Annotated in this window: 16 protein-coding genes and 1 tRNA gene; 5 read left to right on the forward strand and 12 right to left on the reverse strand. The window is 59.2% G+C overall.

Translation table 11 applies throughout. The annotated features are described in order from the left end of the window. The first annotated feature begins 24 nt into the window (after positions 1-24). Together map and radC are read left to right on the forward strand one after the other, a co-directional pair. On the forward strand, positions 25-852 hold the full coding sequence (map, locus tag HF949_RS13590; protein ID WP_292896080.1) for a type I methionyl aminopeptidase: 828 nt from the start codon (positions 25-27) through the stop codon (positions 850-852). A 66-nt stretch (positions 853-918) separates the two neighbouring features. Next, the gene (gene radC / locus HF949_RS13595) at positions 919-1,659 is read left to right on the forward strand and encodes a RadC family protein (RefSeq protein ID WP_292896082.1); all 741 of its coding nucleotides are present in this window, start codon (positions 919-921) and stop codon (positions 1,657-1,659) included. Positions 1,660-1,742: 83 nt separating this feature from the next. Here radC and tig read toward each other — a convergent pair whose 3' ends face one another. Both tig and HF949_RS13605 read right to left on the reverse strand, forming a co-directional pair. Next, on the reverse strand, positions 1,743-3,179 hold the full coding sequence (gene tig, locus HF949_RS13600; RefSeq protein WP_292896084.1) for a trigger factor: 1,437 nt from the start codon (positions 3,177-3,179) through the stop codon (positions 1,743-1,745). Positions 3,180-3,267: 88 nt separating this feature from the next. Then, positions 3,268-3,352, reverse strand: a tRNA-Leu gene (locus HF949_RS13605). 333 nt (positions 3,353-3,685) lie between these two features. Between HF949_RS13605 and HF949_RS13610 the strand changes: the two genes are divergently transcribed. Continuing rightward, complete coding sequence (locus HF949_RS13610; protein ID WP_007008226.1) at positions 3,686-3,826, forward strand: DUF1127 domain-containing protein; 141 nt, start codon at positions 3,686-3,688, stop codon at positions 3,824-3,826. Positions 3,827-4,307: 481 nt separating this feature from the next. Here HF949_RS13610 and HF949_RS13615 read toward each other — a convergent pair whose 3' ends face one another. After that, entirely contained in the window at positions 4,308-4,757 is a 450-nt protein-coding gene (locus HF949_RS13615) for a hypothetical protein (RefSeq protein WP_292896089.1), read from the reverse strand. 224 nt (positions 4,758-4,981) lie between these two features. On the opposite strand from HF949_RS13615, the gene trmFO reads away from it, so the two are divergent. Beyond that, positions 4,982-6,406, forward strand: coding sequence for a methylenetetrahydrofolate--tRNA-(uracil(54)-C(5))-methyltransferase (FADH(2)-oxidizing) TrmFO (gene trmFO / locus HF949_RS13620; RefSeq protein WP_292896091.1), 1,425 nt, complete (start codon positions 4,982-4,984; stop codon positions 6,404-6,406). 94 nt (positions 6,407-6,500) lie between these two features. Here trmFO and HF949_RS13625 read toward each other — a convergent pair whose 3' ends face one another. The 5 genes from HF949_RS13625 to yajC all read right to left on the reverse strand — a co-directional run bounded on the left by HF949_RS13625 (position 6,501) and on the right by yajC (position 12,553). Continuing rightward, positions 6,501-8,258 (reverse strand): DUF4153 domain-containing protein, encoded by a 1,758-nt coding sequence (locus HF949_RS13625; RefSeq protein ID WP_292896093.1) that lies wholly within the window; start codon positions 8,256-8,258, stop codon positions 6,501-6,503. A gap of 68 nt (positions 8,259-8,326) precedes the next feature. Further along, positions 8,327-9,175, reverse strand: a complete 849-nt coding sequence (locus HF949_RS13630; protein ID WP_292896095.1) for a phytoene/squalene synthase family protein — start codon at positions 9,173-9,175, stop codon at positions 8,327-8,329. A 1-nt stretch (position 9,176) separates the two neighbouring features. Next, on the reverse strand, positions 9,177-9,566 hold the full coding sequence (locus HF949_RS13635; protein WP_292896097.1) for an Mth938-like domain-containing protein: 390 nt from the start codon (positions 9,564-9,566) through the stop codon (positions 9,177-9,179). Then, a complete protein-coding gene (gene secDF, locus HF949_RS13640) occupies positions 9,566-12,136 on the reverse strand; it encodes a protein translocase subunit SecDF (RefSeq protein ID WP_292896099.1) in 2,571 nt (856 codons plus the stop codon). The genes HF949_RS13635 and secDF overlap by 1 nt, the downstream gene beginning before the upstream one ends. 69 nt (positions 12,137-12,205) lie before the next feature. Further along, positions 12,206-12,553: a preprotein translocase subunit YajC gene (gene yajC, locus HF949_RS13645; RefSeq protein ID WP_292896101.1), complete on the reverse strand. Its 348-nt coding sequence runs from the start codon at positions 12,551-12,553 to the stop codon at positions 12,206-12,208. Positions 12,554-12,795: 242 nt separating this feature from the next. Here yajC and HF949_RS13650 point away from each other — a divergent pair, with 242 nt between their 5' ends. Continuing rightward, positions 12,796-13,674: an ATP-binding protein gene (locus tag HF949_RS13650; protein ID WP_292896103.1), complete on the forward strand. Its 879-nt coding sequence runs from the start codon at positions 12,796-12,798 to the stop codon at positions 13,672-13,674. Between the two features lie 88 nt (positions 13,675-13,762). On the opposite strand, the gene HF949_RS13655 is transcribed toward HF949_RS13650, so the two are convergent. The 4 genes from HF949_RS13655 to serS form a co-directional block, all read right to left on the reverse strand. After that, a complete protein-coding gene (locus tag HF949_RS13655; RefSeq protein WP_366931269.1) occupies positions 13,763-15,118 on the reverse strand; it encodes a peptidoglycan DD-metalloendopeptidase family protein in 1,356 nt (451 codons plus the stop codon). A 383-nt stretch (positions 15,119-15,501) separates the two neighbouring features. Further along, positions 15,502-16,155, reverse strand: coding sequence for a protein-L-isoaspartate(D-aspartate) O-methyltransferase (locus tag HF949_RS13660; protein ID WP_292896107.1), 654 nt, complete (start codon positions 16,153-16,155; stop codon positions 15,502-15,504). After that, positions 16,152-16,910: a 5'/3'-nucleotidase SurE gene (gene surE / locus HF949_RS13665; protein ID WP_007008238.1), complete on the reverse strand. Its 759-nt coding sequence runs from the start codon at positions 16,908-16,910 to the stop codon at positions 16,152-16,154. Before surE ends, HF949_RS13660 begins: the two co-directional genes overlap by 4 nt. A gap of 4 nt (positions 16,911-16,914) precedes the next feature. Continuing rightward, positions 16,915-18,426 (reverse strand): serine--tRNA ligase, encoded by a 1,512-nt coding sequence (gene serS / locus HF949_RS13670; RefSeq protein ID WP_292896111.1) that lies wholly within the window; start codon positions 18,424-18,426, stop codon positions 16,915-16,917. Positions 18,427-18,458: the final 32 nt, after the last annotated feature.

Below are 18,458 nucleotides of genomic sequence, written 5' to 3' on the forward strand. Positions count from 1 at the left end.
CGAAGTGCAAGCGATTCAAACCTCATGGTCACCTACCTCGAAGCAGACTCCGCCCCGATGCGAAACACTGGCCAGATTCGCCTGTACGGCGAGGAAGGCTTCGAAGGCATGCGCCGGGCATCGAACCTGACCGCACGCTGCCTGGACGAGCTTGCAGGCCGGGTTGCACCAGGTGTGACCACCAATGAGATTGACAGGTTTGTTTTTGAATTCGGTATGGATCACGGAGCGATCCCCGCGACGTTGAACTATCGCGGTTACACAAAATCCACCTGCACCTCCATCAATCACGTGGTTTGCCATGGGATTCCGGATGATAAACCGCTGCGCGATGGCGATATCGTCAACATCGATGTCACCTATATCCTCGACGGTTGGCATGGAGATTCGAGCCGCATGTATCCCGTCGGCACGATCAAGCGCGCCGCCGAACGGCTCCTCGAGGTCACCCATGAGTGCCTTATGCGCGGCATCGCCGCAGTAAAGCCCGGTGCACGCACGGGCGCGATCGGAGCGGCCATCCAGTCTTATGCGGAGGGAGAACGCTGTTCGGTTGTGCGCGACTTTTGCGGCCACGGGGTCGGTCAGTTGTTCCATGACGCACCCAACATCCTGCATTATGGCAGTGTGAACGAAGGTGTCGAAATGCGTCCCGGCATGATCTTCACCATTGAACCGATGATCAATCTCGGTCGCCCGCACGTGAAGGTTTTGTCTGATGGCTGGACTGCGGTGACCCGCGATCGTTCACTGTCAGCCCAGTACGAGCACTCGATCGGTGTCACAGAGACCGGCTGCGAAATTTTCACGCTTTCGCCCGCGGGGCTCGACCGGCCCGGTCTCCCGGCCTAGACTGCCATCAGGACGTGCGTCATCGGCAAACCGCACGTTCCCATGGAACAGTGGCGGGGACATTTCATGGAAGAGGACGACGACCACGGTTTTCTGGCCGAACGGCCGCTTGTACCCACTCGAAAATCCGGCATGAAGCCGCATTATCATGGACATCGGGACCGCTTGAGGCAGCGCTTCGCAGAAGCTGGCAGCACGGCGCTTTCCGATTATGAGTTACTGGAACTCTTTTTGTTCCGCTCGATACCGCGTGCAGATACGAAAGGTCCGGCAAAAGCCTTGCTGGAACGCTTCGGCTCGCTTCCCGAGATTTTCGGCGCCCCGGAGCGCCTGCTGCAGGAAGTCGACGGTATAGGAGAGGCCGCCGCCCGCGATATCAAGGTGGCCGCTGCCCTGGCTCAGCGGATGCTTAAGGCAGACTTGCGCGACCGCCAGCTCCTGACCTCATGGTCACAGGTGATTGAATATTGCACCGCGGTAATGGCCCATGAGAGCCGAGAGCAATTCCGCGTCCTTTTCCTCGACAAGAAGAACCAGCTTATTGCCGACGAGGTTCAGCAGACCGGCACCGTTGATCATACGCCGGTCTATCCGCGAGAGCTGGTTCGTCGCGCCCTGGAGCTCGCCGCCACGGCGGTCATTCTCGTTCACAACCACCCTTCAGGCGACCCGACGCCCTCCCGCGCCGATATCGACATGACGAAAACCATCGTCGACACCGCCAAACCATTGGGCATCACGGTTCACGATCACATCATCATTGGCAAAAAGGGACATGCGAGTTTCAAGGGGCTTCGTCTTATCTGATCGTGCCGCAAGAGAATATCCCTCAAAGGTAAAAGGCCGCTCATGGAGCGGCCTTTTCTGATCGTCCGATTAAAGAAGAAGGATTACTCGCCTTCTTCCTTCTTCTTGGCCGCAGCCTTCTTCGGAGCGGCTTTCTTCTTCGGAGCAGCCTTCTCCTTTTTTGCCGGCTTTGCCTCGGCCTCGTCTTCGTCGTCCGCCATCAATTCGTCGCGCGAAACCTTTTCGTCAGTGACGGAGATTTCACCGAGCAGATGGTCTATAACCTTCTCCTCGAACAGCGGCGCACGGATGTTGGCCATCGCCTGCGGGTTCTGACGATAGAACTCGTAGATTTCCTGCTGCTGATGCGGCGGGTAGCGGCGGATCGATTCGATGAGTGCACGCTGCATCTCTTCATCGCTGACCTTTACCTCGGCCTTCTCGCCAATCTCCGAAAGTACGAGCCCCAGACGCACGCGACGTTCGGCCAGGCGCTGATACTCTTCGCGCGCCTCGTCCTCGGTCGTGTCCTCGTCTTCGAAGGTCCGGCCGGCGGCCTCGAGATCGCGGGTCACCTGGTTCCAGATGTTCTCGAACTCGGCTTCCACCAGCTTGGACGGTGCTTCGAACTTGTAGGCGTCATCCAGTGCATCGAGAATCTGCCGCTTAGCCTTCTGGCGCGTCACCTGGCCGAACTGGTTCTCGAGCTGCCCGCGAACGATCTCACGAAGCTTGTCGGCAGATTCCAGCCCCAGCTGCTTTGCGGTCTCGTCATTGATCTCCAGCTCGTTCGGTTTGGAGATCTCTTTGACCTTGATATCGAATTCGGCTTCCTTACCGGCCAGATGCGCAGCCGCATATTCTTCCGGGAAGGTTACCTTGATCGTGGTCTCATCGCCGGCCTTGAGCCCAACAAGCTGCTCTTCGAAACCAGCGATGAACTGGTTCATGCCGATAACGACTTCGGAATCCTCGGCGGCGCCGCCATCGAAAGGCTCACCATCGATTTTTCCGAGATAGTCGAGCTTGACCTTGTCGCCTTCGGCCGCCTTGCCCTTCTTCACCTCATAGGTGCGGGCAGAATCGGCAACGCGTCGGACCTGCTCCTCGACTTCTTCGTCCGTCACGTCATAAACCTGACGTGTGATCTTGATATCGGAGAAGCTCTTGAGTTCGATCGGCGGGATAACTTCGTAAGACATCGAGAATTCGAAGTCGGCGTTCCCGGACAGAACCTTTTCGGCTTCCTTCTCGTCCTCGGTCATTGAGATTTCCGGCTGAATGGCCGGCTTCTCGCCGCGGTCCGACAGGATGCTCTGCGTGTCCGCAAGTATCTCGTTCACGACCTCAGCCATGAAGGATTTGCCATAGACGCGGCGCAGGTGCTGTGCGGGCACTTTGCCGGGGCGGAACCCCTTGAGGTTGACCTTGCCCTTAGCGTCATCGAGACGCTGGCTAAGGCGCGCCTCCATGTCCTTTGCAGGAACGACGACCTTAAGTTCGCGCTTGAGCCCTGAGTTGAGAGTTTCGGTTACCTGCATCCATCATACCTTTGTATTCGCTTTTGCCGCCGCTTTCACGGCGCCCACCGCTCTTCCTGTCGGGGAATCTTACCGGGAATGGCCCTTCTGGTGCGGGTGGAGGGACTTGAACCCCCACGGCTTGCGCCACAGGAACCTAAATCCTGCGTGTCTACCAATTCCACCACACCCGCTTCGAAAAACCCAAGGAGCGCCCTAAGCTTCCGAAAGCGCGGGTTCTATATCACCTGCACCTAGTCTATCAAAGCAAAATTGGCAAGATTCAGGGCTTTTTTATGCCTTTCTCCGATCGGCCGGACATGAACAGGGCGCGCGCTTTTCCGCACTCATTTATAAACCGATTATATCCCGGCCGAACATCGGCCACAACGCAGCCGCAAAAGCGCCATGCTGCATTGCACAAATCGCATTGCTGTCATGCAACATTGGCACTTCAAAGCTGAGCGGTAAGGGACTATCTCAGGCTCAACAAACGAACACGGAATTCAAACGAAGCGAGCACTGAGATGAACATCATCCGCAATTACCGCAACTGGCGCCGTTACCGTCAGACCGTCACCGAGCTGAGCCGCCTCTCCAATCGTGAGCTGAACGATCTGGGCATCTCCCGCGGCGACATCCCCTTCGTGGCGCGCAAGTCCCTCTAAGGGCATTCGAGATTTCGAGTTTCGCCAGGGTCACCTCCTCCCGATCCTGACGAATATGACCGACAACCTCCTCCTCCCAATTGTCGGTCACCCAAAACAACACCTGCCGGATCTCCTCCCCCGGCAGGTGTTGAAACGGGCGGCAGAGCCGGAAACGGCTCGCCACACAGAGTTTTAGAGTTTCCTTTGGGGTTATCCTCCTCCCAATCCCGAAGGAACCGACCGGCAACCTCCTCCTCCCAATTGCCGGTCATCCCAAAACGACACCCGCCGAACCTCCTCCCTCGGCGGGTGTTGTTTCCGGGCAGAAGCCTCCTATATGGGGCCTGTCAGGATTTGAGTTTCATAGATTTCGCTTGGGTTACCTCCTCCCAACCCTGGCGAATAGACCGGCAACCTCCTCCTCCCAAAATTGCCGGTCATCCCATAACGACATCCGCCGAACCTCCTCCCTCGGCGGGTGTCGTTTTTTTTTCGTCCCTCAGCGTTCCCCGCGCACACCGCGTTTTTTCCATTCGGTCAGTCTCATGATGTCCGGCGTGCCTCCGGCCGGCTCAAACCAGCTATCCACCGCCCAATCCTCACCGCTCTTCGTTCGAAGCACGGCTGTCGCATGCGGGTAACGCACGTCGAGGAAGAATCCGCGCGCGGAGTTTCGCCGGACTGTGTGATGACGAAGAAGCCCATGCCGCTCCAGATAGCGCAGGAGCGTATGCGTGTTTCGCGACTCGTCGATGCAATCCATCTGGCCATAGACATGAGCACCGCCGGGTGCCGATTTCGGATCGTCCCTCACTCCGATAACCCGCGTTGCCAAAGTTTCGAAATAGCGCACCGCCTTTGCCACGGCTGCCCGTTCAGCTCTCGCAGACGCTTTGCCTGATGCCATGATGGCAATCAGTCTCCGCCTGACCCCGGCGTCGATCGTCATGCTTTTCTTGTAAAAGCAGCCATAACCGCTGCACACATACAGTCGCTCCGCCTTCGCTCCGCCTGCCCAGAGGAGTGCCAACGCAACGCAAACCGATACAACACGTAAAATTTCAAGCCCCATGCACGTAGTTTAAGCTGCGTTTATTCACGAGGGAAGCGCTCCCGACGGCACGCTGCATATTTGGTTAGCGCTCCTCGTCCTATGGCGTTGCATTCCCCGGCATGGCAGCTTATCTCCTCCCCATGAAACCGATACACATCATTGGCGGCGGTCTTGCCGGTTCAGAAGCTGCCTGGCAGATCGCACAGGCGGGAATTCCCGCAATTTTGCATGAGATGCGACCGGTGCGCGGCACCGATGCTCACAAGACCGACAGCTTGGCCGAGCTGGTCTGTTCCAATTCCTTCCGTTCCGATGACGCAGAGACCAATGCGGTCGGCCTGCTCCACGCGGAAATGCGATTGGCGGGTTCGCTCATCATGCGTTCGGGCGACGCCAATCAGGTGCCGGCCGGCGGTGCGCTTGCAGTGGATCGTGACGGCTTCTCACAAGCCGTTACGGCAGAGCTTGAGGCCCACCCGTTGATCACCATCGAACGCGAAGAGATCACCGGCCTACCGCCCGAGGACTGGGACCTGGCAATTATTGCCACGGGTCCCTTGACCGCACCGGCACTTGCAGAAGCGATCTCGCAGGCTACCGGCGCCGAATCTCTCGCATTCTTTGACGCCATCGCCCCCATCGTTCATTTCGATTCCATCGATCTGAACGTGGCATGGTTCCAGTCTCGCTATGACAAGGTCGGCCCCGGCGGTACGGGCAAGGACTACATCAACTGTCCCATGGACAGGGCGCAGTACGAAGCATTCATTCAAGCTTTGCTCGATGGCGGCAAGACCGAATTCAAGGAGTGGGAAGGCACGCCCTATTTCGACGGCTGCCTCCCGATCGAGGTAATGGCGGAGCGAGGCCCCGAAACGCTCCGTCATGGTCCGATGAAACCTATGGGGCTGACCAATGCGCATATGCCCGATCAGAAGCCCTACGCGGTGGTCCAACTGCGGCAGGACAATGCGCTGGGCACGCTCTACAATATGGTCGGATTTCAGACGAAGCTGAAGTATGGTGAGCAAACTCGCATTTTCCGTATGATCCCTGGTCTGGAAAACGCCGAGTTCGCCCGCCTCGGTGGGCTGCATCGCAACACTTATCTGAATTCTCCGACCCTTCTGGACGGCACTTTGCAGCTGAAGAGCCGTCCAGGACTTCGTTTTGCCGGCCAGATCACCGGCTGCGAAGGCTACGTGGAAAGCGCGTCCATGGGATTGATCGCTGGTCGCTTTGCTGCTGCCGAACGCTTGGGCCGCCCTATTCCCGTGCCACCAGCGACCACCGCTTTCGGTGCCCTGCTCAACCACATCACCGGCGGACACATTCTTTCGGATGACGAACCCGGCAAGCGATCATTCCAGCCGATGAACGTCAATTTCGGCCTTTTCCCTCCCGTCGAAGTTCCCAAGCCGGAAGGCAAGCGACTTCGCGGCAAGGAAAAATCAGTAGCAAAGAAGAAGGCACTCACAGCGCGCGCACTGGTGGACTTCAAGGCATGGCTTGATGGGCTTCCCGCAGCTGAGGCAGCCGAATAGTTCGGTCCAGAGAAATCTCTGATGTGCAGGTTATTAGGGGTGCGGTTCGCGCACCCCTTCTTCTTTCCGGGGCATTGCAACAGTCCGCTAAACCCTACTCCCAGTCTCTGCTTCGCAACAGAATCGCGCCTGAGAAATTCTCCAGCACTGTTTCGGGATATGAACGGGCGTAAAGATACGTGGGGATCAGCACGATCTGTCTGCCTTCCGCCTCGAGGCGCAATACAGCCGATTGATCGACTTTCGAGGACAGCTCGACGATTCTCGCTGCATCGATCCTGAAGAGAATGGGAGCGCCGGCTTCCGGCGCCAGCGATACGGCGTTGGGTTTCAGCACCGGCCTGAGACGGGTTCCGCCTGGTAGGGACAATGAGACGCTCGCTGTATCTTCCTTGTAGAGCTGTACGTTCTGAACAAGTACATCGAACCCATCCAGGGCAACGGTGACTGCTGTACCGCTGTTATAGGAAAACCCCTGGCGCCCACGCTGAACGGCATTGTCCGGATCCAGATTCCACGCATGGGCAATCTGCCGATAGAGGCTTTCCTCTCCAGACGGCGCGAACCCTTCGGGAGCCACGCCAAGCTCGGCATTCTCTCCACCGAGATAGCGCAGAACGGCAAGCGCTTCCGCCTTCGTTTGAAGGTCCTCAGGCTCGCCACGGACGATATGAAGAAAGCGCGCCTGTTGCGAACTGATGGACCAGTTTACAGCCCCCTGAGGCCCGAAACTGCCAATGAGAAGCGCGATGACTGGCAGGCCTGCGACCACTCGAATATCGCCGCGCAGAGGTCGGACCGTCTGCAGGATGACCAGAGCGAGCATCACAACGCCGAAAAGCCCCAGGAAATAGCGTTCCACAGTCCATCCGAAAGCGCTCACGCGCAACCACAGAGCGTAAAAAAGAAGGCCAAGCGGGACCAGAAGGATCAACGGCCAGAATCGCACGAAAAATCGGGTCGGCGCGCGTGCCGTATCGAGAAACGGTTTGGTCAAAAGCAGAACCGCAACGGTACAGACACCATAGGTAAGCACCAACCAGCCGATCTGCCCCTGCGGTACCTCTCCGGTTACAACGATCTTTGCCGTGTAGAGATGCAGGATTACCGCATAGATGATGAGAAGCGGAACAGCGGCAAAGTCGCCAAGCGCCCGCATTCCATGTTGCATCATGTCATGTTCGCGCCCGCCGGGCTCCTCATTGAACACAAAGGGGGTCTGACCAAGACCGAACAGCGGAGCAACGAAGAGCCCAATGGACACCCAGATGTGCCCGTAGAGATCGTTGGGTATGTCTATACCGAAGAGGTGTGTGAGGCTCGCCAGTATTGCAGAAACACCACCCCCGAAGAGGACGAATGCTAGGATCGCGAGCGCAGCCGCAAAAGCCAGGCGTGCCGTGAACATCCAGAAGGCGGCGCCTGTCCCTCTGCCAGCAAAGGGCGCGACGGGTACGAATGTCGCCAGAGAGAGAAGAAAAGCCCACTCTACGGTTCGCGCACTTATGGGTGGCCACATCACGGTGAAGGCTGCCAATCCGGCGAGAACGGGCAGGATGTAACAGGGCCACACCGAGAGGCGCCTGGATTGGGCAAACAGCGTTGCGGCAAATGACGCAAGCACCGCCGCAATCAACGCAAAGACCTGATTTTCCTGAGGCACAACGCCGAAGAGCCGGGATGAAAACAGAGTGTTGTCGGCAACGATGGCATTCGCCTGGGCCGCCGTGAGAAGCAGAAAGCCGACAGTAACCGGAAAGCGTGAGACAGCTTCTCCCATCGCGGAAACGGCTTCCTGCAGTGACGCCAGCCAGCCGATGCCCGCATGGGTTCTATTCAGTTTTTCTGACAAGAGATTTCCTCAATCGGGACCGCGGGGCGAACACGAACATGTGAGAACGGCGCAAATGGGGCAGCAGCTTATCGCCAGCCTCTCGCAGCGCGTTTCAATATGAGCCAGTGACGCCGCCATAAAGCAAGAGAGACAATTTCATCAAGAACGGCCTCTCCCCTGGCCTCGAGACGATCAAGGTAAGCGCCTGAAAGCCCTGCAGGCAAAAACGCCGGGCGCAGGCTGGCTGGAAGATCTTTCGCCCCTTGTTCAAACCTGGTCGCATGGTGTCTGCCGAGCGCAATCATCGCGGCAAGCGCGCGCGCCGATCCCGCCTTGTCCTCTCCGTTCAACAGCGCCTCGCGCGTGGTTCCCGCAGCCGCGAGCAAATCCCCTGGAACATAGCACTGCCCGCGCCTGCGGTGGATAGGTAGCATACGCAGGAGCCCGGCGATGGCCTGCGCACAGCCAGCATGCCCGGCAACCGCCGAAAACCGCATTGCAGCAGGCGTGTCAAGCACCAGACCGGCAAGCTGGATCAGCGCAGATGCAGTTTCACCGCAATAGCCTTCCAGGTCGTTCCGGCTCGGCATCGGATCGTCATAAAGATCGAAGGTGCGCGCTTCCAGGAGGTCCAGCAGCGGCTGGACCGGAAGCTGATGAGAACGAACGGCGTTGAGCAGTGCTACCGCAAGCGGCGAGCCTTCCGCACTTTCCGATGCTGTCTGTGCCGTCAGAACATCACGCCAGAACTGCAGCCGCACCTCGCCTGGCAGGGCTTCGCTCACGCGGTCCCGTATTCCTGCCACCTCAGCGTTGAACGCGTAAAGTGCAAAAAGGGCTGAGCGCTTTTCTGCTGGAGCATAAAGGACCGAAAGATAGCGATCCGGGTCAGCCTCCCGCACCAGAGAAACGACGTATTGATGCCCGTCAGCCATCTTAATCGACAGCGATCAGCGCTGCAGCCACAGTCCGGTCCTCGGCCAGAAGCACATTGTAAGTCCGCACCGCCGCGCCGGTGGCCATTGTTTCTACCGCCACACCGGCCTCGCGAAACCGCTTGCGGAGCTCAGCCGGCATCGGAATAAGCTGCTCCCCCGTACCAACAAGCAGGATGTCGAATTCACCGGCTTCATCGAACATGCGGGCAAGATCCGCCTCCTCCAGATCGCGGAAACCTCTGACATCCCACCCGTGTATGCCCGAAGGGAGACACAGGATCGAGCCACGGTGGGACATGTCGGCAAAGCGGAAACCGCCATTGCCATAGGCATCAATCGGAGCACGGCCCGGAAAGTGGGCCGCGCGGATTTCGATACCGCCCGCCATCACTTGGCCGGCAGCTGTCCGGCCGTCTCCGAGCCGGCTGCTTCATCGTCAGCCTGCTCCGCCCCCAGCGCACCAGTGGAGCGCATGCGGAACAGGATCAGCAACGGCCCTGCGATGAAGATCGATGAATAAGTGCCGATCACCACGCCGAAGATCATCGCCGCCGTAAAGGAGCGAATAACCTCGCCGCCGAAGACAAACAGAGCCGCAAGCGCGAGTAGCGTCGTCACCGACGTCATGATGGTACGCGAGAGCGTCTGGTTCATCGACAGGTTCAGAAGCTCCGGCAGCGGCATCTTCTTGAACCGTCTGAGATTCTCGCGAACACGGTCATAGACGACCACGGTATCGTTCAGCGAGTAGCCGACAATTGTCAGAATTGCCGCAATACTCGAAAGGTTGAATTCGATCCCGGTAATCACGAAGAACCCGACCGTCATGATCACATCGTGCAGCGTCGCCAGGATCGCACCCACGGCAAATTGCCACTCGAACCGCAACCAGATGTAGATCAGGATCGCCATCAGCGATACGAGCACCGCTATGGTGCCGGCGCGTGCGAGTTCACCAGAGACTGTCGGCCCGACCACTTCGACACGGCGGAATTCATAAGCGTCTTCAAGCTCACCGCGAATCTTGGTGATCACGGTCTGCTCCGCATTCTCACCGCCATCCTGCGCCTGAACCCGGATCAGCACCTCGCGCGGATCGCCGAATTCCTGAACCTGGATTTCGCCAAGGTTGAGATCGGAAAGACGGGCTCGAATATCGCTTAGATCCGCCGGGCCTTCGCGAGACTGGACCTCGATCGAAGAACCGCCCTTGAAGTCAATGCCGTAGTTCATGTTCACGGTCATGAACAACGCCACCGCCGCGATCGAAGCAATGGCCGAGAGCGTAAAGGTGAGGCGCCGCAACTTCATGAAGCTGACGCTGGTATTGTCCGGTACAAAACGCAGCGGTGTGCGCGGCAGTTCCTTCGGACGGCGACGGCGCACCCAGTCGGCCACGATCCAGCGTGTCAGCGTATAGGCTGTGAACACGGTCGTGGCGATACCGATGGCAAGCGTGACAGCGAAGCCGCGGATCGGTCCGGATCCGAGATAGAAAAGGATGATGGCGGCGATCAGTGTCGTCACATTGGCATCCACAATCGTCGCCAGAGCCTTGGAGAAACCGGTGTCTACTGCCTGGATCAATGAGCGCCCGCCGGACCGCTCCTCGCGTATTCGCTCGAAGATAAGCACACTGGAATCGACCGCCATGCCAATCGTCAGAACGATACCGGCAATGCCGGGAAGCGTAAGGGTTGCCCCGAGCGCCGAAAGGATCGCGATGATCATGGTCACGTTCGCCGCGAGCGCCACGACGGCGAACACACCGAGCAGCCCATAGGCTGCGATCATGAACAGGACGACGAGTGCAGCACCGATGACCGAAGCGATCTTGCCTGCGTCGATCGAGTCCTGCCCAAGGCCCGGACCCACCGTACGCTCTTCAATGATTGTCAGCGTTGCCGGCAGCGCGCCCGCGCGCAGCAGAACTGCCAGGTCATTGGCCGACTGAACGTCGAAACTTCCCGATATCTGCCCTGTGCCGCCCAGAATGGGCTCGCGAATTTGCGGGGCAGAGATGACCTGATCGTCAAGAATGATGGCGAACAACCGCCCGACATTCTCCTGCGTCGCCTGGCCAAAACGGGTCGCGCCCTTGGTGTCGAAGCGAAAGCTCACCACAGGCTCGTTGGTTCGCTGATCGAATGTCGCCTGCGCATCCACGAGGTTTTCACCCGAGACGATGACCCGATCCTCGATCAGATAGGGAACCGGTGGATCATCCACCGAATACTTGATCGTCGTACCAATTGGCGGGCGTCCGTTGATCGCCTCTTGCACCGGCACCGACTGGTCCACCATCTGGAACGTAAGCTTGGCCGTCTGACCGAGAATGTCCTTCAGGCGCTGAGGATCCTGAAGACCCGGCACCTGAACCAGAATACGGTCTTCACCCTGACGTTGAATGATCGGCTCGGTCGTACCGAGTTCGTTGACACGACGCCCCACCACCTCGATGGACTGCGACAGGGCAGAGGAAACCCGGTAGTTGATCCCCTCCTCCGTCAATGAGTAACGCAGAAGCCCCGGCTCCGGCTCCGTCAGTTGGAGTTCGGTGACGGTGCCCCCGCCGAACAGGCCCGAGTTAACCGGCTGGGTCAGATCGCGAAGTGCCTCCCTGGCCTCCGCCACCTGACCGGCATCGCGAATGCGCACCTGCACGGATTGGCCTGATCCCGTCAGCCCGGTATAGCCGATCCGCTTCTCGCGCAGCAGCCTTCGGATATCGTCACGTGTTGTGACAATGCGCTCTTCGATCAGTTCCTGCTTTTCGATCTGCAGAAGAATATGCGAACCGCCCTGAAGGTCGAGACCCAACGTCATCGGCCGTGAAGGCGCCCAGCTTGGCATCGAGGACAAGTATGATGGCGGTATGATGTTCGGCGCCGCATAGGCGACGCCAAGCGCCACGGCCAGCCATATGAGGATCGTTTGCCAGCGCGAGAAATGTAGCATGGGGCCTCGTCGGTTCGGTTTGGAAGGGCCGTTTTGCCGGCCCTTTCCGGCAATCACGTCATATTGCGGTTATTTCTTGGCGGCCTGGCTGTTGTCAGCCACCGGTTCGCCCTTCACGCGCACCTCGGCAAGCATCGAGCGCATGGCCGTCACCTTGTTTCCGCCGCCGAGATCGATTTCAAGCTCGGCATCGTTGATGACCTTCGTCACCTTTCCGACAAGGCCGCCACCCGTAACCACCGTGTCGCCGCGGCGAACAGCGGCCAGCATTTCGGTACGTTTCTTCATTTGCTGCCGCTGTGGGCGGATTATGAGGAAATACATGATCACAAAGATCAGGACGAAAGGCAGGATGCTGACAAAGATGTCAGGCGCTCCACCTGCGCCAGCCTGTGCGTATGCCGGGGTGATGAACATCGAAAACTCCTGATATGCGCCGGACATCCGGCTGGTCATAAATGTGGCCGGAATATAGACTTTCGCCTATCCATTGCAACTGTTCACCGTCTCTGCGCACGGACTTCTGAGGGCTTGTGCACTCCCGCTCCGCACTCAGTACCGCAATGCCCCCTTCCCGGCTTGCAAATACCGCGCCCCTATGAAAGAACCGTACCGTACGGTACGCAATTCATGACAGCATGCTCCTTCGTGAGGGAATCATGTCCGACAAGACCATCGAAGTGTTGAGTGAGAAGCTGGACAGGTTAATCGCTACGATCCAGAATCTCGGTCCCGCACCTGCTGTGCCTCCCCGGTTCGACGCTGCCGACTGTTTCGTCTGGCAGGCAGAGCGAAAAGCCCTGGAACCCGTAGAAAACGTCAATCGGGTAGAGTTGGGTCTCATTCGCGGCGTCGACCGCGTTCGCGATATTCTCGCCGACAACACTGACCGGTTCGCCAAAAGCCTTCCGGCCAACAACGTCCTCTTGTGGGGTGCCCGGGGCATGGGAAAGTCGTCCCTCGTCAAAGCGGTCCATGCGGAGGTCAACCGCACTGCCGCCAGCGGACAGCCACCTTTGAAACTGGTGGAGATCCACCGGGAGGATATCGAAACACTTCCTCAGCTTATGGCGTTTCTGAAGGTCGCCCCTTTCCGCTTCATCCTGTTCTGCGACGATCTGTCCTTCGATCAGAACGACACATCTTACAAATCGCTGAAGGCGGCGCTGGAAGGCGGTGTCGAGGGCCGGCCGGCCAACGTTATTCTCTACGCCACATCCAACCGGCGTCACCTTCTTCCGCGCGACATGATAGAGAACGAGCGCTCCACGGCAATCAATCCGTCGGAAGCCGTGGAGGAGAAGGTCTCACTGTCGGATCGTTTCGGGCTGTGGCTCGGCTTTCACAAATGTTCGCAGGACGATTATCTCGAAATGGTCCGCGGCTATGTTGCTCATTTTGGCTTGGATATAGCTCCGGAAGCGCTCCGCGCTGAAGCGCTTGAATGGGCAACCACGCGCGGCAGCCGGTCTGGTCGCGTGGCCTGGCAGTTCATCCAGGACCTTGCCGGTCGTCTCGGCAAACGTTTGGACACGTGAACAAAAACCCGCCCTTCCGGGCGGGTCAAAGAGGCGGCCTGACCGGAGGTCTGGCAGGCCGCAGCTTTTTTCGTTATCCAGGGAACGCTTATTCCAGATAGCCGCTCGGATTGACGGGTGTCGCATCCTTACGCACTTCAAAGTGCAGTTTGGGACGATCGGCGCTGCCGCTCATGCCCGACAGCGCGATTTCCTGACCGCGCCGCACCTTCTCGCCACGTTTGACCCGAAGCGCACTGGCATGTCCGTAGACCGTCACCATGCCATCGTCGTGCCGCACCAGAACCGTGTTTCCGAACTCCTTGAGGCCGTCGCCGGCATAAATCACAACGCCGTTTTCCGCAGCCTTGACGGGTGTGCCTGCCGGGACGGCGATGTCGATGCCGTCATTGCGGGCCGAACCGGACGTACTGCCGAAATCCGAGATGATCCGTCCACGAACGGGCCAGCGCAGCTTGCCGATTCCCGTGGAATCCGGCGCGACATCATTGCTCTGCGTTGCAACTGCCGCAACCTGGGTCTGTGTGGTAGAGGTTGCCTGCGGCGCGGAGGCTTTCACCGCCGGCGCGGGTTCGCGTGTCGTGGCACTCGTCGTTGTTCTGTCGACATTCTGCTGGGACACACTTGCCACCTGGGTCTGTTGGCCGCCATTGCCGGAAGGAATGGCCAGCGTTTGCCCCACCCGCAGATATCCATCCGACAGACCGTTTGCCGCCTTGATAGCGCCGACACTCGCGCCGGTTTTGCGGGCGATGCCATAAAGCGTATCGCCTGAAACAACCGTATAGGAGCCCCCCTCACCCAAAGTGGCAGGCGAAGCACCCATGTTGCCACCTGTGTTCTGGGTATTGGCTGCCGTATTGTTGGTTTCAGCACCTTGCGGTCGCGGTTTTGGCCGCGGCGTTTCACGCAGCACCGCAAGGCGTTCCTGTGGCTCGCGTTGCGGCGCCGGTTCGTTCGGGATCGGCTGACGTGCAGCCTGCTGCTGCGCGCGCGCATCACTGTCCGGTGCAGAGACCGGCGCTCGGCGCGAATAAACATAAGTGGGGATGACGATCTTGCGCCCGGCCTTCAGATCGGACGCGCTCGAAAGATTGTTGGCACTTAGGATTGCCCCCACGGGAACGCCAAAACGCCGTGACAGATTGTAAGCCGTTTCGCCCTCGCGCACGGTGATGGTGGTCCCTCCCACATCGCTCCAGCCGCTATCGCTGCTGTTGCCACTGCGGGCTGGGGCCTGCGCCGACTGACGCGCTATGGATCCGGTCGGAGTACGGTCAAGCTGCGGCTGCGGAGCAGCAGCCACCACCGGTGCCGACTGCGTCGGTGCCGCGATAGGCTGACGCTGCACACTGCCGCTGGCAATACTGGGTGAAGTCAGGTCGACTGGCCGGGTCGCAGCGCGAGCCGCCGTATTGGCGGGCGCCGGCAAAGGCTGCTGCATCGCGCCTCCCACAGAGGCAGACGGTCGGGGTCCCCCGCTCTGCCTGCTGATCGATCCTGTGTAGGTAGTGTCAAGGCCGCTCGCCATATCGCCGGGATAAGGCTGGCTGGCTGGCGCCATCGCCACACTGCGATTCGTCGATCGCGCATCAGCAAAGTCGCTGGACTTGAAGCGCGAGAGGTCTGAGCTGCATCCTGCCGCCACACCGCCGATCAAGATGACGGCGGCTCCGCGCAAAAGCGCGCGATCGAAATTCCGTGCAATACAACGCATTTGACTACCCGCGTACCCAATACCTGAACACGAGCAATTAAATCGCGTTAATGTTACTCAGCGGTTAAGCCGCGCGCGGAAATTGTCTAATGGGGTAGCTTCTCGCGGTTTCAGATCGCTGACGAAACACCCTTCAGAAGAGGCTGGAGGCGGGTTTCCGCAATATCCGTCCGCTCAAACCTGCTGCCAACTTTCTCCAGTTTGGCAACGCTTTGAACATCGTTTCCAGGGCCGATCGGCGCAATCATGATCCCGCCCGTCGAGAGCTGATCCACGAATCGTCGCGGCAATTCGTCGAAAGCGGCCCAGGAAACGATTCGGTCGAAGGGCCCGTCAGCGGACGCCCCATCCGCTCCATCGGCATGGCGGGCAACCACATTGGTGATGCCCAGATGGTCCCAGCGCAACTGCGCCTCCGCTCCCAGCGTCCGGTAGCGGTCGAGTGTGAGGACCCTCCCTGCCAGACGTCCCATCACGGCTGCCGTGAACCCGGACCCTGTGCCGATCTCGAGCACCCGATGCCCGGAAGACAGCCCCAGCGCATCAATCACCTGAGCCTGAAAGTCGCAACCTTCGATGGCCTCGCCGCAGGCAATCGGCACCATTCGGTCGGTCCAGGCAAGCGCGTACCACTCCGATGGGAGAAAGCTGCCGCGCGGCGTCGCTTCCATCGCGGCGAAGAGCTCTTTGCTGCCGACACCGCTGGCGCGCATGCGCAGCATGAAGGCGGCAAAGCTCTCTCGCTCCTGCCACGGTTCGTTCATGCCAGTGCCTTGGCCAGCTGATCGCGCACCTCATGCGCCGTCAGATCAAGATGCAGCGGCGTGACCGAAACATAACCGTCGCGCACCGCCGCCTGATCACTGCCCTGGCGAATGTCGGCCTGTTTGCGCCCGAAGCGCAGCCAGTAATAGGGATAATTGCGTCCGTCACGACGTTCTTCCACGTTGAGACCATGGACCATCTTGCCTTGCACGGTCACGAGTGTGCCCTTGGCTTCCTCAGGCGTGCAATTGGGGAAGTTGATGTTGACCAGAACGCCTTCAGGCATCGGGCGTTCGATCAGCTTCTTGAGGATCGGCGGCGCAAGCGCCTCTGCCGTCGCAAAGGGAATGTAGCGGCTTTCGTCGGTGAAATCGTAGGCCTGGCTCAATGCAAAGGACGGGATGCCAAGAAGCGTTCCTTCCATCGCACCGGCAACAGTCCCCGAATAGGTCACGTCGTCGGCAATGTTGGTGCCATTGTTGACGCCGGAAAGGATCAGGTCCGGCGGCGTATCCATCACGTGCCGCACACCCATGATCACGCAATCGGTGGGCGTGCCGCGCAGGGCAAAATGCCGGTCGTCGATCTTGCGCATCCTGAGCGGCTCGGACAATGACAGCGAGTGGGCAAAGCCCGACTGGTCGGTCTCGGGCGCCACCACCCACACATCGTCGCTCAGCGTGCGGGCAATCCGCTCCAGCGTCGCCAGCCCTTCCGCGTGAATGCCATCATCATTGGTCAACAGAATGCGCAAAGTCTCAATCCTTCAATGCTTCGATTTTCTCCAGGCCGCCCATATAGGGTTTCAGCGCTGACGGTATCGTGACACTGCCATCCTCGTTCTGGTAATTCTCCAGAACCGCGATCAGCGCCCGGCCAACAGCCGTTCCCGAACCGTTGAGCGTGTGCACGAAGCGCGTCTGCTTCTCGCCTGCAACCCGGTAGCGCGCATTCATGCGCCGCCCCTGAAAATCGCCGCAGACCGAGCAGGACGAAATCTCACGATAGGCGTTCTGCCCCGGAAGCCATACTTCCAGATCATAGGTCTTGCGTGCGCCAAAGCCCATGTCACCGGTGCACAGCACCATGGTGCGGAACGGAAGATCGAGCTTTTTGAGCACGGTTTCGGCACAGGCCGTCATGCGCTCATGCTCGTCAATCGCGCTTTCGGCATCGGTGATCGAGACAAGCTCCACCTTGTAGAACTGATGCTGGCGCAGCATGCCGCGCGTGTCGCGTCCGGCCGACCCGGCTTCCGATCGGAAGCATGGCGTCAGCGCGGTGAAGCGCAGGGGCAGCTTTTCGCCATCGAGAATTTCCTCGCGCACCAGATTGGTGAGCGAGACTTCTGCCGTCGGGATCAGCCACTTTCTATCTCCCCGAACAGCCTCAATCTTTAAAGCATCCCATTCCAAGCCCATAGCGGCGAGCTTGGCTCCCGTGCCTTCAGACTCAGCAAGTAAATTCAATTCCAACAAGTCTCGATTGAAATTTCCTTCACCGAGACCACTCTCTGACTGCCTTGAAACATCAGCTATGTGAGACCAGTTCTCCGCAAGCACTTTCATTGCCTCCTGTCTGATTCTCAATGCGGACGCTTCATTAGCTATCTCAAACAAATCCTCGCTGAACTTCGGCAACTGCCCGGTGCCGAACATCGCATCGTCGCGCACCAGAAGCGGCGGCTGGACTTCCGTATAACCATGCTCCTGCGTGTGCAGGTCGAGCATGAACTGCCCCAACGCACGCTCAAGCCGCGCAAGCTGCCCGGAAAGCACCGTGAAGCGCGAGCCCGAGAGCTTCGCCGCGCGTTCGAAATCCATCTGGCCGAGCGCCTCACCGATTTCGAAATGCTCCCTGGCCCAGTTGGCGCGCTTCGGCTCGCCATGTTTGCGCACCTCCACATTGTCGTTCTCGTCAGCGCCGACAGGCACATCGTCGAGCGGAACATTGGGAATACGCGCCAGCGCGTCGTTCAGCGCGGCGTCATGGCGCCGCTCCTCGGCTTCGCCATCCTGCACAAAACTCTTCAGCTCCGACACCTCGGCCTTCAGCTTCTCGGCAAGCTCCCTGTCGCCGGAGGCCATGGCCTTGCCGATTTCCCTGGAGGCGGCATTGCGGCGCTCCTGCGCTTCCTGCAGCTGTGTAAGGTGCTGGCGGCGCGCTTCGTCGAGCGCGATAAGCTTCGCGCTTTCAGGGTCCGCGCCGCGCTTTTTCAGCGCTTCGTCCAGCGCCTGCGGGTTCTCGCGAATCCATTTGATGTCGAGCATGTCAGATTTCCAATCGCGGAGAGATTGCGGTG

Origin of the sequence: Nitratireductor sp., assembly GCF_017794765.1 — a bacterium.
Classification (GTDB): domain Bacteria; phylum Pseudomonadota; class Alphaproteobacteria; order Rhizobiales; family Rhizobiaceae; genus Nitratireductor.

Excerpts from the sequence above, each read along its gene's own strand:
- map (WP_292896080.1), top strand. The coding sequence starts at position 25 with ATGGTCACCTACCTCGAAGCAGACTCCGCCCCGATGCGAAACACTGGC.
- radC (WP_292896082.1), top strand. The coding sequence starts at position 919 with ATGGAAGAGGACGACGACCACGGTTTTCTGGCCGAACGGCCGCTTGTA.
- tig (WP_292896084.1), bottom strand. The coding sequence starts at position 3,179 with ATGCAGGTAACCGAAACTCTCAACTCAGGGCTCAAGCGCGAACTTAAG.
- HF949_RS13610 (WP_007008226.1), top strand. The coding sequence starts at position 3,686 with ATGAACATCATCCGCAATTACCGCAACTGGCGCCGTTACCGTCAGACC.
- HF949_RS13615 (WP_292896089.1), bottom strand. The coding sequence starts at position 4,757 with ATGACGATCGACGCCGGGGTCAGGCGGAGACTGATTGCCATCATGGCA.
- trmFO (WP_292896091.1), top strand. The coding sequence starts at position 4,982 with ATGGCAGCTTATCTCCTCCCCATGAAACCGATACACATCATTGGCGGC.
- HF949_RS13630 (WP_292896095.1), bottom strand. The coding sequence starts at position 9,175 with ATGGCTGACGGGCATCAATACGTCGTTTCTCTGGTGCGGGAGGCTGAC.
- HF949_RS13635 (WP_292896097.1), bottom strand. The coding sequence starts at position 9,566 with ATGGCGGGCGGTATCGAAATCCGCGCGGCCCACTTTCCGGGCCGTGCT.
- secDF (WP_292896099.1), bottom strand. The coding sequence starts at position 12,136 with ATGCTACATTTCTCGCGCTGGCAAACGATCCTCATATGGCTGGCCGTG.
- yajC (WP_292896101.1), bottom strand. The coding sequence starts at position 12,553 with ATGTTCATCACCCCGGCATACGCACAGGCTGGCGCAGGTGGAGCGCCT.
- HF949_RS13650 (WP_292896103.1), top strand. The coding sequence starts at position 12,796 with ATGTCCGACAAGACCATCGAAGTGTTGAGTGAGAAGCTGGACAGGTTA.
- HF949_RS13655 (WP_366931269.1), bottom strand. The coding sequence starts at position 15,118 with ATGCAGCAGCCTTTGCCGGCGCCCGCCAATACGGCGGCTCGCGCTGCG.
- HF949_RS13660 (WP_292896107.1), bottom strand. The coding sequence starts at position 16,155 with ATGAACGAACCGTGGCAGGAGCGAGAGAGCTTTGCCGCCTTCATGCTG.
- serS (WP_292896111.1), bottom strand. The coding sequence starts at position 18,426 with ATGCTCGACATCAAATGGATTCGCGAGAACCCGCAGGCGCTGGACGAA.